We start from the raw sequence: 16,254 nt of genomic DNA on the forward strand, positions 1-16,254 counted from the left end.
CCGTCACGCATATTTTTCTTATGCTATAAGCGTTATTGCGAATGATTATTTTTTTCATGAATAGCTTTCATGAGTACCTCTCACAATCAACCCATGCAATAATAGTTAAAGATTCCCGAAAGGAACGAGTGTGAAAACTTCACGAATTTTCGCAACTGCAGCTGCGGTTGCATTATTAGCAACTTCTATGGGTGCTTGCGGCTCTGCAAAAAATGCCGAAAATAAGGCGAAGGGCAATCAAGTAAATGTAGTGGCAACTACAACTCAAATTTGCGATTACGTAACTCAAATCGCTTCAACTGCTGACGCAAAATCTGGATTGAGCCTCAATAAGACTGATTCTCAGGGCAAGAAGTCTGTAATCGGAGCTCCTCAAGACAAAGCAAAGTCAACAATTAATTTGACCTGCTTGCTTGCACCAAACGCTTCTGCTCATGAGCATGAAATGACTCCAGCTCAATCTAAAGCTCTTTCTAAGGCTGATTTGATGCTCGTTTCTGGTGTAGATCTCGAGCACTTCTTGGATCAAGCTGTGAAAGCTACCGGTTTTAAGGGCACTATGGGTGTGACTTCCGGTATTCTCACTGCTGATGAAATCAAGGATCCAAAGGCTGAGACTGCTAAGGAAAAGGATCTTCCATACAAGGTTGATCGCGGTATCGCTAAGGTGCATGCTGAAAAGTGGCCATTCCCTCCAGAAGAAGGCGAGAAGGAGCCTGAATTCCAGTACGATCCACATATTTGGACCAGCACGAAGAACACGATGATTCAGGTTAAGAATATCGGTTATTTCCTTGGGAAAGCTCTTCCTAAGAGCAAGTCTATTTTCGATGAGCATGTTGAAAAGTTCGTTAAGTCTTTGACTGATTTGGATGCTTGGGCAACTAAAGCTTTGAATAGTGTGCCACAAAAGCATCGTGTTCTCTTCACTTCTCACGATGCATTCGGTTACTTCTCTCGTGACTACAATGTGAAGTTCATTGGTGCAGCACTTTCTGATTTCAACAGCCAGCAGGATGCTACTGCAGATCATATTCAGAAAGCTGCAGAAGATGTCAAGAAGTCCGGAGCTGTTGCGATTTTTGCTGAGAATTCTAACAATTCCAAGTCTATCAAGGCTGTTGCTGCAGCAGCAGGAGTAAAGGCTGTTATTGGCGACGACGCACTTTATGGAGATTCGCTTGGACCAGTCGGATCTGCCGGAGAAACTTACATCGGTTCCATTGTTCACAATGTTGAAACATTGGTGAAAGCTTGGAATGGTAATGTTCCTGAACTTCCAGATTCAGTTAAGACTGCATTGAAGAAGTAACATATAAATAACAGTAAAAATAATAGTATCGTAACAGTAACTTTAATAGCGAAAGTTTAATAGCGAAAGCAGGAAGTTACTGTTACGAATACTTATTAATAAACTGAAAAGACTGGAAATATAGTGAATAAGAGCGTCCTTGCAATGAAAAATTGCGACCTGGCATACGGTTATAAAACTGTAGTGACTGGTATTAATGGCAGTGTGCAAGCCGGGGAAGCTTTGGCTTTAATAGGTCCAAATGGTTCTGGAAAAACAACGTTTTTGCAGGCTATTATTGGTATCGTGCGCGTAAGTCGCGGTGAACTGAAAATGCCTAAGGCTTTGTCTATTGGATATGTGCCACAGCAGGTTGATTTGGATTTAACATTCCCTATTACTGCACGGCAAGTTGTTGCAATGGGCTTAAGTAGACAGACAGGTTTTCTTGGATTGCTTAAAAAAGATCAGAAAAAAGCTGTTGAGGATGCTCTTAATCATGTTGGTTTATTAAATCGTGCAGATGTGCGATTTGGTGACCTTTCTGGCGGTCAGCGCCAACGCATTCTTCTTGCGCGCGCTATTGTTGCAAAACCAACGCTTATTTTGCTCGACGAACCTTTTAATGGTCTTGATGAACCGAATCGCCGAGAACTTCTTAATATTATGAAATCAGCAAAGCAAGAAGGTATTGCTTTTGTTGTGTCTACGCATGATTTAGTTATTGCAGATGCTATTTGTGAAAAAGCGCTACTTTTAGCTGGCAAGCAGATTGCTTTTGGTGCGCTTAAAGAAGTAATGACTAAAGAAAATATTACTCGCGCATATGGTGGAAGCATGCCTGCTGCTTCTGCAGGTCTTACTTTTTCGGAAATTGCGGAAGGCTGATTTTCAATGCTTGCCCAATTAGTTGAGTCATTAAGAGAAGCTCTGGAACCAATTCCAGGTTTTGATTTTATTGCTTCTGCTCCTTATATTTTTCGCCCGTTCTGCTTACTTATAGTTCTGTCTATAGCTAGCGGAATCGTTGGTGTATTCGTGAACTTGAGATGTGCTGAATTTAATGCGGAAGCTATTGTGCATGGCATATTTCCTGGAATTGTTGTAGGCGCTTTGTACGGTGGCATAGATCAAATTATTCCTGGTGCTGCAATTTGTTCAGTATTTTTAGTTGCTGCGTTAGTGTGGGCTTCTCGTTCAGCTCGCATAAATGAATCGATTATCGCAACTGTTTTAACTACTTTCTTTGCTCTTGGTGTAGTAATTTCACTAAAAAAAGGTGATATGTCAGGTCAGCTCGAAGCGTTGATGTTTGGTAGGCTGCTTGATGTCACTGATGAGCGAATGACTCAAGCAATGTGGATTTGCTTGTTTGCAATTATTGTGCTTTTGGCAACTTGGAAACAGCAGATTATTGTTGCTTTCGATCGAGCAAGTGCTCCATTAATGGGAGTGCATACTCTTTTTGTAGATATTGTTCTTAACGTTGGTATTGCTGCGGTTGTTGTTTCTGCATCTTCAGCTGTTGGCGTTCTTCTTGTGATCGGATACCTTATTATTCCAGGAGCTAGTGCTCGTTTAGTGTCTAGAACAGTTGGGCGCATGGTTGCAGTTGGTATTTTTGTTGGTATTGCTGGAGTTGTTCTTGGTATGTACGTTATGAATTTGGAGCTTGATCATCCTATTTCTCCTCAAGCAGCAATTGCATTAAGCATGTGTGCAATGTTCGTAGTTGTGCTTGTTGTGCGCTGGCTGTTCCAAGTTATTTCATCTATAGTTTTTGCGCATAAAACTCATACAAGCGATAGCGATATGCAAGTTTTAGCAAAATCTTATAAAGGTAGGGAATAGATGGTAAGTATTTGGCAAATTATCGCTCTACCTATAGTTGAAGCAATTGTTGTAGGTGCTCTATGCGGTTTTGTTGGCTCTCTTGCTCTTCTTAATCAGCGAATATTCTTTACTGAATCTATTACTCATGCTGCTTTTCCTGGAGCAGTATTAGGTGTAGTTTTAACTTCTGCTTATACAATAGATCAAAATATTTTGTCGCTTGGGCTTTTTGTTGGTGCTGCTGTTGCGTGCGTTGTACTTTCCTTAGTAATGTATGCACTTTCGCATCTTAAAGGCATTTCTTCGCAAGCTGCAGCTGGTATTACTTTAACTGTCGGCTTTGCTAGTGGATACTTTTTAAATAAGTGGTTTGCTCCATTGCCATTGCGTATTGAGGGATTTTTAACTGGATCATTGCTTAATTGCACTCCTACAGACGTGATTTCAGCCTCTGTTGCTTTCTTGCTTGTTTTGGGATTATGGATTTTTAATTCTGCTAATCTTGTGCATTGCTCGTTTGATCCGATTAATTACCGTGCTGCAGGCGGAAGATCAGGTTTTATACAGGGCATGGTTCTTGCTTTGATTATTATTACTGTTTCCGTTATTATTCCAGCAGTTGGTACAGTTGTTTCAGTATCTCTTATTGCTGCTCCTGCTGCAGCATTAAAGGGAAGAATTGCTTCTATAAATAAATTCGTGCTTGCATGTGTAATTACTGCTGTTTCGATTGCTTTAATTGGACTAGCTTTGGCTGTAATACTGAAACTTTCTGCCGGCGGCACTATTGCTATCGTAGCTGGAGCTTTCTTCTTAATAGTCAAGATTGGTGAAAGTATTTTTATAAAAATTAATGATTTTTCATCAAGATTGCATGCAAGGCGAGAAAAAGTAGCCGAAAACGCTATTTAGCAAAAGTGCCTTAAAAGTCGTTCTGTTGTCCTAGAATATCAACGAATTGCGCGTGAAAAATGCGTGCGATTGACGTCGTTTTTTGCGCGTTTTATTTATGTTTTAATCGCGTAAGTTTATCGACGCCACACAAGTCCAGGTCTGCACATTAGTAACGCAAGACCCCGATAGAAAAGGACAATTATGGCTGAAAATACCATCTCCATCACCGTAAACAAGGAACGCAAGGAGGTGGATGCAAGCTTCACTGGCGCCCAACTTTTCGCGGAAGATAAGAATATTATTGCCGTGCGTTTAAATGGCGAGTTGCGTGATTTGTACACGCCTCTTCATGACGGCGATACCGTGGAATCAGTAGCACTTGATAGTGAAGATGGCATCGCAATCATGCGTCATTCCGCTACTCACGTGATGGCTCAAGCTGTTCAAGAAATTCGACCAGACGCAAAGTTGGGCGTAGGTCCTGTAATTAAAGACGGCTTCTACTATGATTTCGATGTTGATACTCCATTTACGCCAGACGATTTGAAGCAAATCGAAAAGCATATGCAGCGCATTATTAAAGAGTCTCAAAGCTTCCGTCGTCGCGTTGTAACTGAAGATGAAGCGCGCGCTGAAGAAGCAAATCAACCTTATAAGTTGGAGTTGATTGGGGATAAGGAAGCTGCTCTTGATCCGGCTGCTGCTGGCGAAATTAGCAAGCATGAGCTTAGCATGTACGACAATTTGGATCGCGAAGGCAATAAAGTTTGGAGCGATTTGTGCCGTGGGCCTCATTTGCCAAACACTCGCTATATTAAGGCTTTTAAGCTTGAGCGTGTTGCTGCAGCTTACTGGCGTGGCTCGGAGCATAATCCTATGCTTCAGCGCATTTACGGAACTGCTTGGCCTAGTAAGGAAGAGCTTAAAGCTTATACAACTCGCATGGAAGAAGCTGCTAAGCGCGATCATCGTAAGCTCGGTCAAGAGATGGATTTGTTCTCATTCCCAGACGAGATTGGTCCAGGCTTAGCAGTGTTCCATCCAAAAGGTGCTGCAATTATTAACGCAATGGAAGATTATTCCCGCGAACAGCATCGCAAGCATCACTACAGCTTCGTACAAACTCCGCACATTACTAAGGGCGGCTTGTATGAGACTTCCGGTCACTTGCAGTGGTACAAGGATGGCATGTATCCTCCAATGAAGCTTGACGAAGAGCGCGACGAAAACGGTAACGTAACTCGCCAAGGTGCTGACTACTACTTGAAGCCAATGAACTGCCCAATGCATAACTTGATCTTCAAGTCTCGCCAGCGTTCTTATCGCGAGCTTCCTTTGCGCTTGTTTGAGTTTGGTACTGTGTATCGCTATGAAAAGTCTGGCGTTGTGCATGGGTTAACTCGTGTTCGTGGCTTGACTCAGGATGATTCGCATATTTACTGCACTCGCGAGCAAATGCGCGATGAGTTGAAGAGCTTGCTTAACTTTGTGCTTGGTCTTCTTAAAGACTTCGGTTTGAACGACTTCTACTTGGAGCTTTCCACTAAGGATGAGCACAAGTTCGTTGGTTCCGACGAGATTTGGGAAGAAGCAACTAATACTTTGGCAGAGGTTGCTAAAGAGTCTGGTTTGGAACTCGTGGACGATCCAGGTGGAGCTGCATTCTACGGCCCGAAGATTTCCGTGCAAGCTCGCGATGCAATCGGCCGCACTTGGCAGGTTTCTACTATTCAGCTCGACTTCAACTTGCCTGAGCGCTTTAAGTTGGAATACATTGCGGCTGACGGTAGCCACCAGCGTCCTGTGATGATTCACCGCGCACTCTTTGGCTCTATTGAGCGTTTCTTCGCTATTTTGCTTGAGCACTATGCAGGCGCATTCCCAGCATGGTTGGCTCCAGTCCAGGTGACTGGCGTTCCTGTTGCAGATGAGTTCGCTCCACACTTGCAAAAGTTGATTAGCGATTTGGAAGAGAATATGGTTCGTTGCGAAATGGACAACTCTGACGATCGCTTCGGCAAGAAGATTCGTAACGCTTCTAAGTCTAAAGTGCCTTTCACTTTGATTGCTGGCGAAGAGGATGTGAACAACAATGCTGTGAGCTTCCGCTTCCGCGATGGCAGCCAATTGAATGGCGTTCCTGTTTCGCAAGCTAAAGAGTGGATTTTGTCCATCATTAAGCAGCGCGTTCAGGTCAATACTGCAGAAGATTTTGAGCGCTACACTAAGTAGCATAAGCTATTTAAGTTATGTAACTTAAATAACGTTACTTAAGCAGCACAGTTTCGCTTGAAAATTAAATTGCAATAAATAAACGAAATAAGCAAAAGCCCACACTTCTTAAAGTTGTGTGGGCTTTTGTGTGTATTACAGCCGATTGACTAATATGGGATTGTTTATTGAACCCAAGTTTTATTTGCTTGATTACGCTAGGAAGGTTGCATTCAATGTTGGAATCATTACGCAGTGGGTTTAAGCGCACTATTTCTCCAATTGCAAAATTGCTAGTCCGATTAGGCATAAGTGCTAACTGTGTAACAATTGTCGGCACAATAGCTGTAGTTATTATTGCTTTTGTTACTGCTTTTACTAAACAGTTTGTTGTTGGCACTATATTTTTAACTATTTTTGTGCTTGCAGACAGTTTAGATGGTTCTGTTGCTGCTTTGACAACAGGCGGCACAAAATTTGGTGCATTTCTTGACTCAACTCTCGATCGCATTGCAGACTGGTCATTATTTTCCTCTGTATGCATTTGTTTGTATGAAGCTCACGAAAAAAATATGTGCACTTGGATTTCAACTTTGAATGGCAATGCAATAAAGTATGTAGGATTATTAAGCTGTTTGGTTGCTCTTATGGCAGCTTTCGTAACTTCATACACTCGCGCTCGCGGTCAGTCAATAAATGTAGATCCTAAAAAAGGTTTAATAACTCGTGCAGATAGAGTTGCCGTGATTCTTGTTGCTATGGGGCTTGTTGGTTTTACAAATCAACTTTTTTGGTTGAGTTTTGCTATGATTCTGCTTGCTGTTGGCGGTATTATTACAGTTTTCCAGCGTATTTTTGAAGTAAAGCATGGGCTTGATATAAAAGATAAATAAAATTTGTCGCGAAAGCGCAATAAAATCGTTTCGTTTGATTAACTGTACGTTTTAGGAGTATCATGTCAGGTCATTCCAAGTGGGCGACTACAAAGCACAAGAAGGCCGCTATCGACGCAAAGCGTGGCAAGCTTTTTGCCAAGCTTATTAAGAACATTGAAATTGCTGCACGTTTGGGTGGTGGCGATCCTGATGGTAACCCTACGCTGTACGATGCCATCGTTAAAGCCAAGAAGGCTTCCATGCCTGCTGACAACATCAAGCGCGCTGTAAAGCGTGGTTCTGGTGAAGAAGCTGGCGGCGCAAACTATGAAGAGATCGTTTACGAGGGTTACGCTCCTGCAGGTGTTGGATTGATTATTGAATGCCTTACTGATAACCGTAATCGTGCTGCTGCTGATGTGCGTTCAACTCTTACTAAGGGCAACGGTTCTTTGGCAACAAGCGGTTCCGTGAGCTTCAACTTCGAACGTAAAGGTTTGATTGAGGTTCCATCCGAAGGCGTTGACTACGATAAGCTTTTCGAAGTTGCAGCTGAAGCTGGAGCTGAAGATGTTGCTGATGATGGTGATGTTTATTCTGTTTACACCAATTCCAGTGATTTGGTAACTGTGCGTAAGGCTTTGCAGGAAGCTGGTTTCGACTATGATTCTGCAGATATCATTATGCATCCAAACAATGAGGTTGAATTAAGCTTCGAAGATGCTCAAAAGGTTTCTCGCTTAATCGATAATCTCGATGACTTGGACGATGTTCAGAATATTTACAGCAACTGGACCGCTTCAGATGAGGTTATGGCTCAGCTTGAGGAAGATGAATAGTCTCCTATGATGATTTTGGGCGTTGACCCCGGGCTTACTCGCTGCGGGGTCGGCGTGATTGAAGCCGGCGTCTCGCGTCGGCTTTCTTTTATTCACGTCGATGTGTTGAGGTCTGAGCCTGATCTTTCGCAAGATTTGCGACTTTTAAAGATTTATAACGGATTAGTTGAAAAAATTGAGCGTTTTTCGCCTGATACTGTGTCTATTGAACGTGTTTTTGCGCAAGAAAATCGAAATACTGTTCTTGGCACTGCACAGGTTGCTGGTATCGCAATGCTTGCTGCAGCTCAGCGCAATATTCCTGTTGCTTTACACACTCCTACTGAAGTTAAACTTGCTGTAGCTGGAAACGGAAAAGCTCAAAAACCTCAAGTAGAGCGCATGGTAGCGCGATTACTTGGTCTTAATGTTTTGCCTACTCCTGCTGATGCTGCCGACGCTTTAGCTCAAGCTATTTGTCATGCTCTTCGTCCTTCTGGTGCTTTGCAAGGTGGCGAGCGCGAGCAGCATCTAACTGCTGCACAGAAACAATGGGCTTTAGCTCAAGCTCAGGCGCGTAAATCTTCTTCTGTCGTTCGAGACATGTAGGATATTAATAGAACAGATGTTCTATTATAATTGTATTTGACTTTATGTGCTTTAAGTTATGAGTTTTTGTTAAGTAGGAGTGAGCTTATGATTGGAATGCTTGTTGGGCAAGTTGCGTCAATTGATGCTCGTTCTGCGCTTATTGTTGTTTCTGGAGTTGGCTACGAGACTTATATGCCTTCTCAAGATTTGTCTTCTTTGCATGAAGGGCAGGAAGTTCGCGTTTATACGTCGCTTCAAGTTTCGCAAGATGCTTTAACTCTTTATGGTTTTACAACTCAAGCTGCTAAACGAATGTTTTTGCAAGTGCAAAAAGTTAGTGGAATTGGTCCTAAAGTTGCTCTTTCTATGCTTTCAACTTTGAATGTTGATCGTCTTTTACAAGCTATTTCTGAGGGAGATGTAACTTCTCTTTCTTCTGCGCCTGGTTTAGGGAAAAAGGGTGCACAGAAGATTATTTTGGAATTGAAGGGTTCTCTTGATCCTTCAATACTGGCAGATAGTTCTAATGATTCTACTCAATCTAATAAGCAGATTGTTGATTCTAGCGTGCAATGCGTCATAGAGGGTCTTGTTTCATTGGGTTGGAGACAAGTTGACGCTCAAAGAGCAGTTGAGCAAGTCTGTGCAGAGAATAATATTTCAACTCCTATATCTGATGCAGATTTGCCTAATGTCTTACGAATGGCATTAGCTTCACTTGATAGAGGTAGGTAATCATGTTTGTAAAGAATCTAGTATTGGGGGAGTTGAAGTGAGTGAAGAGTATGCTTCTGCGCTAAATACTGGTGTTGCTGAAGAATCCTTACGCATGGTTTCTTCAACTCCTTTAGGAAATGAGCAACTCAGTGATGAGGAGCTTCGTCCTCACGCATTAGAAGGTTTTATTGGCCAACCAGTTTTAAAAGCGCAATTGCAACTGTTTTTAGATGCTGCTAAAAAGCGTGATGTTGCGCCTGATCATATGTTATTGGCAGGCCCTCCTGGATTGGGAAAAACTACATTAGCAATGATTGTTGCTAATGAATTGCAAGTTCCTATTCGAATTACTTCAGGTCCTGCTATCCAGCATGCTGGAGATTTAGCTTCTATACTAAGCGCACTTGATGCAGGTGAGGTGTTGTTTATTGACGAAATTCATCGTTTGCCTCGTGCTGCAGAAGAGTTGCTTTATATTGCTATGGAAGATTTTCGCGTTGACGTTATGGTGGGTAAAGGTCCTGGCGCCTCATCAATACCGTTAACTCTTCCTCGTTTTACCGTAGTGGGAGCTACTACTAGGGAAGGAATGTTGCCTTCTCCATTGCGTGCTCGTTTTGGTTTTACTGCTCATCTTGATTTTTATCCTCACGAAGAGCTTGAAAAACTTATTGAACGATCTGCTAAAGTCTTAGGGATTCGTCTTGTTGATCAAGCTGCTAAAGAGCTATCATTGCGCTCTCGTGGCACTCCTCGTATAGCGAATCGTTTGTTGAGGCGTGTCAGAGATTGGGCTATTGTGCATGATTTGTCAGAAGTAAATCATGAAGCTGTTGTTGAAGCGTTAGCTTTATACCAGATTGATACGCAAGGTCTTGATCGACTTGATATTGCAGTTTTGAAGGCTATGGTTTGTCAGTTTAACGGTGGACCGGTTGGTCTTAATAATTTAGCTGCAATGGTTGGTGAAGAAGCTGAAACTGTTGAAACAGTATGTGAACCATATTTAGTGCGTGAAGGATTCTTAATTCGCACTCCTAAAGGTCGTGTTGCAACTAGTAAAGCTTGGAAACATTTGGGCTTTAAAGAGCCTAGTAATGTCAGTGAGCTAGCTTAAAATAATTAACTTGGACGGCATTTCGACCGTCTTAGGGTTGGATACTTAAGGAGTTTACTTTGCCTCAATTTTTCCAGCAGTATGGCATGCTTATTATTCTCGTTGTAGCAATGGTTTGCATGATGATGTTCCAGACTCGCAATGCTAAGAAGCGTCAAGCTGAAATGCGTTCCTTCCATGAATCTTTGGAGCCAGGCACTGAAATTATTACAATTGGCGGCATTATCGGCAAGATTGTAAGCGTAGATACGCAGTATGAAGAGATTGTTATCGATTCAGAAGGTAGCTTGATGCGAGTATCTTTCCGCGCTGTAAACAGATTGTATGTGCGTCCAGCGTTTATTAGCGATGAAGAGGCAGAAGCTGCACAAGCAGAAGAAGCTAAGCAGGATGATGCAAATAAGTCTGTAAACGAAGATAACAAGCCAGTATCAGAATCTGCAGAATCTGAAAAGTAATAACTTTTATTTCATAAATTTATAATTTAATACTTAAGTCGTGATGTGTGAGTTAGCGCATGTCTCACACATCATGCGAATATGTGACATTCTTTCCATATTCCAATAACAAGTCTTGTGAAGAAAAGAACGTTAGAATTATGACAGCAACGGATATTACAGTGAAAACGTTGAAAACAGTAAGTAACGATGACGCCGCTTATCTTGCTTCTTTGATTCGTACCGTTCCAGGATTCCCCAATCCTAGTATTATATTTCGTGATTTTCTTCCTATATTTTCAAATGCTCGCTCTTCGCGAATTCTTATTGATTCTTTGATTGATGCATTGCCTGTACCAGCTGATTCAATTGATTTGATTGCTGGGCTTGAAGCTCGAGGTTTTCTTTTTGGACCATTGTTGGCATCTCGGTTAGGCAAAGGTTTTCTTGCTATTCGTAAAGCTGGTAAGCTACCTCCTCCAGTTATTACTGAGTCGTACATGCTTGAGTATGGTCAGGCAAGTATTGAAATTGAAAACGACGCTATTAAGCCAGGTCAACGTGTGCTTATTGTTGACGATCTTATTGCAACTGGAGGCACTGCAAAAGCTGCTGCAAATATTGTCAAGCGCGCTCAAGGAATAGTTGCAGGTTTTAGTTTTGTTATTGAACTTACAGGTATTAGTGGAATGGGTGAGTTATGCGATTATCCTTGCAGTAGTTTAATTACTATGCCAGCTTAAAAGTTTATTATTATCGCTTATTATTAAAGTAATATCCTATTTAAAGCAATATATTGGTTTTGCACCTAAAAGAATTGAAAGGAAAAGGCATGGTTGAGAAACTTAAGTCATTCTTAATAAACATGTCTAAAGGTGTAATAACTCCTATTATTGTTATTTTTATTTTTTCTCTTACGATAGGTCTTTTCTTATCTCTCACACTTCTTGTGGTTTCTATCGAAGAGGGAGCAGGCAATCTTTCTGAATCTGCAATGTCTATGACTTGGGCTGTGTTTATGTTTGCTCAAGGCGTAGGTCTTACTTTTGGCAATTGCATTCTTACGATTATTCCTTTAGGTCTTACTTTTCTACTTATTGCAACACTTGTATGTTTAATTCGCCGTATTCGAGGTGGAGATATAGCATATTTTACTGGGCTTGTAGTCTGGGCTGTTATTAATGCGATACTTTCTCAAAATACGCATGTTACTTTACTGGATTCTACTTTTATTGTTGCTTGTAAATCTTCTTGTATTTATTTAATTTCTTTGCTTATAGCGGTTTTTCCAAGCAGCTCATTGTTTATGTCGTTAAAGCAGCGCTACAAGCAAATGTGCCCTGAGTATATTCAAAAAAATATTCGTATTACTAAGCGTACAGCAGTAATTTTATTTGGTTTATACGCTTTCGTTGCGTTAATAACTGTTGTAGTTTGGGCTTGCACAAATTTTGGCTATGTTAATTCATATTTCAATAAATTAGGCATGCAAAATGGTTCTCGTATTCTTACAACTATTGCTTGCTTAGTTTGGCTGCCGAATATTGCTATTTGGGCATTATCTTGGATTTGTGGATCTGGATTTAATATTGGATCTGTTGCACAATTTACTTTAACAGTTTCTCAGCGTAAATCTTTGCCCCCTATTCCGGTTTTTGGAATATTTCCTGATGCTGTTGTTGATGTTATGCATCGCACTGTTTTTTACTCCATAGTTCCAATTTTCTGCTTTATTGTAATGCTTATAACTTTATTGCATAAAAGCGGCTGTGGCTTGCGTTTAAAAAATATTATTGACAAAACCGAGCGTGAGTCTTTTATGTTGAATGCTGTAGAAGCTGCAACTGATAGTGTAGGTGTATCCGCTTTAATTACGATTATGTGGACTGTTGTTTTCTCAATAGCAAATGGTTCATTAGGTGAATGCCGACTTTCTTATATTGGAGTTGACATTATTGAAAGTACTAGAGCTGTTGGTCATCTTACTCTATACGCTTCTGCTGTAGCATGGGTTATTTCGATTTTTAGTATCCTACTTATTTGTGGCGTGCGATATTGCTTTAATCTTATTGCTGCTAGTAAGTCGAATAAACCTGTAAAATCTGCAGAATTAATCGAAAATAAGACTAGTAATAAAAAGAATCAACCTTTGCCTTTGAAAAAAGCTGCTCCTAGGACAGTTTCATCGAAGGCTAAAAGAAAATAATTCCTCACTACTATTTTGGGAAGGAAGGCCGCCGTGCAACAGACACAGAGCAAAGAATCAAACGCAAATGTGCTGATAACCACAGGTGAAAAGCAAATTCGTAGAGTTCTTGTTTCAGTTTTTCATAAAGAGGGACTTGAAATATTAGCTGAAGCATTTAGAAAGGCTGATACTGAAGTAGTTTCAACCGGCTCTACTGCTGCTAAATTGGCTGAACTTGGCGTTCATGTTACTGAAGTTTCTGACGTTACTGGTTTCCCAGAAAGTCTTGATGGAAGAGTGAAGACTTTAGATCCGCATATTCACGCTGGAATTCTTGCAGATATGAGTAATGCTGATCATGTAAAGCAACTTGAAAAGTTAAACATAAAGCCGTTTGATGCTGTAGTAGTTAATTTGTATCCATTCGTAGACACTGTAATGAGCGGTGCTGATAGTGACGCAATTATTGAGAAAATTGATATTGGTGGACCTTCTATGATTCGTGCTGCAGCAAAGAATCATAAGTCTGTTGCCGTTATTACAGATCCTGCAGATTACCAGCTTTTAGCTAATAGAATCGTTTCAGGTGAAGGCTTTAATTTGCAAGAGCGCGAATATTTGGCTGGTAAAGCATTTGCTCATACAGCAGCTTACGATGCTTCTATATCTGAGTGGACAAGTAAAGCATGGAAGAAGCCTGAAAGTTTGAACACAAATGATGAAGAAGATAATCAAAATGCTGAAGCTGTGAAGCTTCCTGCAAACTACACGCGCACTTGGAGTTTAGAGCATACGCTTCGATATGGTGAGAATCCCCATCAGCAAGCAGGATTGTATTTAGATCCTTTGCATAAGGGTGGTTTGGCTCAGGCTGAGCTTCTTGGCGGAAAACCTATGAGCTACAACAATTATGTGGATGCGGATGCTGCTTGGCGTGCAGTTTGGGATTTTGCTCCACAAATTGCGGTTGCTGTTTGCAAGCATAATAATCCTTGCGGCTTGGCAATAGGCGCGACTGCAGTAGAAGCGCACAAAAAAGCTCATGCTTGCGATCCTGTAAGTGCTTACGGTGGTGTGATTGCTGCAAACACTACTGTGACTTTGGAAATGGCAGAAAGTGTGCGCCCAATTTTCACAGAGGTTATTGTGGCTCCAGACTATGAGCCTGAAGCTTTGGAATTGCTTCGCACTAAGAAAAAGAATCTTCGCATTTTGAAGGTTGCAATTCCGCCAGTCTTAGATTTGCAAGTTCATCCTATTGACGGTGGTGCTTTAGTTCAGTCTGCAGATAAGATTGATGCAGTTGGTGATAATCCTGAAAACTGGACGCTTGTTTCTGGAGATCCTGCTGATGCTGGCACTTTGCGTGATTTGCAATTTGCCTGGCGTTCGCTTCGTTGTGTAAAGTCTAACGCAATTCTACTTGCGCATGATAATGCTACTGTTGGCATTGGTATGGGGCAGGTTAATCGCGTGGATTCGTGCCATTTGGCTGTTGAACGTGCGAATACTTTGGCTGATGGTGCTGAACGTGCTCGCGGAGCTGTTGCGGCTTCGGATGCTTTCTTCCCATTCGCTGACGGTCCGCAAATTTTGATTGAAGCGGGCGTTCGCGCAATCGTGCAGCCTGGTGGCTCTATTCGCGACGAAGAAGTGTTCGAAGCTGCGCGCAAAGCTGGTGTAACGATGTACACTACCGGTACTCGTCACTTCTTCCACTAAAATTGCTTTAACTAAGATTTATAAACAAATAAATTAATCAATATTATGGATGCAGCGCTTGTGTACTTCAAGCACTGCATCTTTGTGTTAGTGCCTAAAACAACTCATGTTTTCTTATCGCGGAGCAGGTATGATACAAGTATGACAGATAGTGAGCATCAGACTAGAAGTGCTAAAACGGAGCATCCGTACGTGTCGGAAAAACGTGAGGGTAAGCCTTATGCTGAATGGATTGTAGCAATTATTATTGCACTTTGCGCATTATTGGCATTTATAGGATATGTAAAAGCCGCCACAGTTGTTATTTCTGTGACGGCTGTACTTCTAGGAGTTATGCGCTTAATTATGCGTCAGCGTAGCCCTTGGAAAGTTCGCTCAGTTGGCTTTGATTCTTTCATAAGTATTACGCTCGGCATAGGTTTGCTTATAACATACGCTTCAATTATATTTTTGCTATAACTTTATTTTTAAAGATTGTTCGCAACGTTATTGTCAGATACGTTTTGAACGTACTCATAGCTCATATCTGGCGCTGCAGGAGCATCTGCCTTTGTGTCTGCAAAATTTTGTATTGGTGCAGGATTTGTTTCATTTGATACAGCAAGTTTTTGTGCTGAGTTTGAAAGAAGCTTTGTTAATAGCAAAACTAGGCTAACAAGCGCTGCAGCAAAAATTGGAGCAATCCAGAATACCCACAATTGACTTAGTGGTTTAACTTCCAAATCATGAGAGTTTGCGAATAATGCGATGCCGGTAGAACGAGCAGGATTCAAACCAGCTCCTGTAATTTGATACGTAATGAAAGCGCCAGCTGCGTATGCAATACCGATGTGTGTTGCATAACCGCATTTAGTATTACCTTCATGGTCTGTGCTGCGCAATGCAGTGGCAACAATCAAAATAACAGCAATAACTTCAACTAATAACGCAGATACTATTCCGAAAGACAAGTTTATTTCTTTTAGTTGACGTGCAGAAAGGGATGCCTTTTCGAATCCGTTTACTATTGAAACAAACCAATACTTTTTGTCAAAACCTGAGCCTTGACCAACTTGTGACGGATCAATGCTTGAATCCTGCTGAGGAATAATAAGAATAAACAATCCTGCAGCTGCAATAGCACCAAGAACTTGGGCAACAATGTAGCATAATCCTGCAGTGTATGAAGTGCGTCCAGTAAGCATCGAAGCAACTGTCACTGCAGGGTTAAGGTGGCCTCCAGAAACTTTAGATGCAATATATGTCGCTGCAGCATAAGCGATACCAGTGCCTGCGGCAATCATTAAAACGTTGATTCCGTACATTACGGTAGTAAGAGAATAAAAAGTGTAAACAACGAACATCGCTAAAGCTGTAGCAATAAATTCAGTACCAATACGAACAATAAGTGGCGCAGCAGTTTTAGTTGTGCTGCACGGTGTATCTGTAGTTTTAATCATAACTTTCCTTAATTTTAGTTGTGCCGCTTTGTTAATGATTGCAACACAATGAAACCTAGGCTATACTATCACGGCTATGCCATACGGTAACATAGGAAAGTGTGGTGTTTTTTGATTTATT

At 41.4% G+C, this 16,254-nt stretch carries 16 protein-coding genes; 15 read left to right on the top strand and 1 reads right to left on the bottom strand.

What is annotated here, in order from left to right:
- Nucleotides 1–130 precede the first annotated feature (130 nt).
- The 15 genes from HXT29_RS01575 to HXT29_RS01645 all read left to right on the top strand — a co-directional run bounded on the left by HXT29_RS01575 (nucleotide 131) and on the right by HXT29_RS01645 (nucleotide 15,153).
- Nucleotides 131–1,312 carry a metal ABC transporter substrate-binding protein gene (locus tag HXT29_RS01575; protein ID WP_004108796.1) on the top strand — a complete coding sequence of 394 codons (1,182 nt, stop codon included), beginning with the start codon at nucleotides 131–133 and terminating at the stop codon, nucleotides 1,310–1,312.
- Between the two features lie 144 nt (nucleotides 1,313–1,456).
- Entirely contained in the window at nucleotides 1,457–2,179 is a 723-nt protein-coding gene (locus HXT29_RS01580; RefSeq protein WP_004574322.1) for a metal ABC transporter ATP-binding protein, read from the top strand.
- 6 nt (nucleotides 2,180–2,185) lie between these two features.
- Nucleotides 2,186–3,142: a metal ABC transporter permease gene (locus HXT29_RS01585; RefSeq protein ID WP_112928667.1), complete on the top strand. Its 957-nt coding sequence runs from the start codon at nucleotides 2,186–2,188 to the stop codon at nucleotides 3,140–3,142.
- Nucleotides 3,143–4,036: a metal ABC transporter permease gene (locus tag HXT29_RS01590; RefSeq protein WP_422118415.1), complete on the top strand. Its 894-nt coding sequence runs from the start codon at nucleotides 3,143–3,145 to the stop codon at nucleotides 4,034–4,036. It abuts the gene before it with no gap.
- 183 nt (nucleotides 4,037–4,219) lie between these two features.
- Nucleotides 4,220–6,250: a threonine--tRNA ligase gene (gene thrS, locus HXT29_RS01595; RefSeq protein ID WP_032842485.1), complete on the top strand. Its 2,031-nt coding sequence runs from the start codon at nucleotides 4,220–4,222 to the stop codon at nucleotides 6,248–6,250.
- A 215-nt stretch (nucleotides 6,251–6,465) separates the two neighbouring features.
- A complete protein-coding gene (locus HXT29_RS01600; protein ID WP_004574317.1) occupies nucleotides 6,466–7,122 on the top strand; it encodes a CDP-alcohol phosphatidyltransferase family protein in 657 nt (218 codons plus the stop codon).
- A 62-nt stretch (nucleotides 7,123–7,184) separates the two neighbouring features.
- Entirely contained in the window at nucleotides 7,185–7,943 is a 759-nt protein-coding gene (locus HXT29_RS01605) for a YebC/PmpR family DNA-binding transcriptional regulator (RefSeq protein ID WP_004106544.1), read from the top strand.
- Nucleotides 7,944–7,949: 6 nt separating this feature from the next.
- Nucleotides 7,950–8,531 carry a crossover junction endodeoxyribonuclease RuvC gene (ruvC, locus tag HXT29_RS01610; protein WP_004106546.1) on the top strand — a complete coding sequence of 194 codons (582 nt, stop codon included), beginning with the start codon at nucleotides 7,950–7,952 and terminating at the stop codon, nucleotides 8,529–8,531.
- An 87-nt stretch (nucleotides 8,532–8,618) separates the two neighbouring features.
- Entirely contained in the window at nucleotides 8,619–9,248 is a 630-nt protein-coding gene (gene ruvA, locus HXT29_RS01615) for a Holliday junction branch migration protein RuvA (protein WP_064340661.1), read from the top strand.
- Nucleotides 9,249–9,342: 94 nt separating this feature from the next.
- Nucleotides 9,343–10,347 (top strand): Holliday junction branch migration DNA helicase RuvB, encoded by a 1,005-nt coding sequence (ruvB, locus tag HXT29_RS01620; RefSeq protein ID WP_217428681.1) that lies wholly within the window; start codon nucleotides 9,343–9,345, stop codon nucleotides 10,345–10,347.
- A 59-nt stretch (nucleotides 10,348–10,406) separates the two neighbouring features.
- Nucleotides 10,407–10,805 carry a preprotein translocase subunit YajC gene (gene yajC, locus HXT29_RS01625; RefSeq protein WP_004574313.1) on the top strand — a complete coding sequence of 133 codons (399 nt, stop codon included), beginning with the start codon at nucleotides 10,407–10,409 and terminating at the stop codon, nucleotides 10,803–10,805.
- A 140-nt stretch (nucleotides 10,806–10,945) separates the two neighbouring features.
- On the top strand, nucleotides 10,946–11,527 hold the full coding sequence (locus tag HXT29_RS01630; protein WP_174143405.1) for an adenine phosphoribosyltransferase: 582 nt from the start codon (nucleotides 10,946–10,948) through the stop codon (nucleotides 11,525–11,527).
- 89 nt (nucleotides 11,528–11,616) lie between these two features.
- Nucleotides 11,617–12,990: a DUF6350 family protein gene (locus HXT29_RS01635; protein ID WP_410295841.1), complete on the top strand. Its 1,374-nt coding sequence runs from the start codon at nucleotides 11,617–11,619 to the stop codon at nucleotides 12,988–12,990.
- 33 nt (nucleotides 12,991–13,023) lie between these two features.
- Entirely contained in the window at nucleotides 13,024–14,694 is a 1,671-nt protein-coding gene (gene purH / locus HXT29_RS01640) for a bifunctional phosphoribosylaminoimidazolecarboxamide formyltransferase/IMP cyclohydrolase (RefSeq protein WP_174143340.1), read from the top strand.
- A 141-nt stretch (nucleotides 14,695–14,835) separates the two neighbouring features.
- A complete protein-coding gene (locus HXT29_RS01645) occupies nucleotides 14,836–15,153 on the top strand; it encodes a hypothetical protein (protein ID WP_004574306.1) in 318 nt (105 codons plus the stop codon).
- Between the two features lie 8 nt (nucleotides 15,154–15,161).
- On the opposite strand, the gene HXT29_RS01650 is transcribed toward HXT29_RS01645, so the two are convergent.
- A complete protein-coding gene (locus tag HXT29_RS01650) occupies nucleotides 15,162–16,133 on the bottom strand; it encodes an MIP/aquaporin family protein (protein ID WP_004106561.1) in 972 nt (323 codons plus the stop codon).
- Nucleotides 16,134–16,254: the final 121 nt, after the last annotated feature.

This window comes from Gardnerella sp. DNF00550 (genome assembly GCF_049262685.1).
GTDB classification, from domain to species: Bacteria; Actinomycetota; Actinomycetes; order Actinomycetales; family Bifidobacteriaceae; genus Bifidobacterium; species Bifidobacterium leopoldii.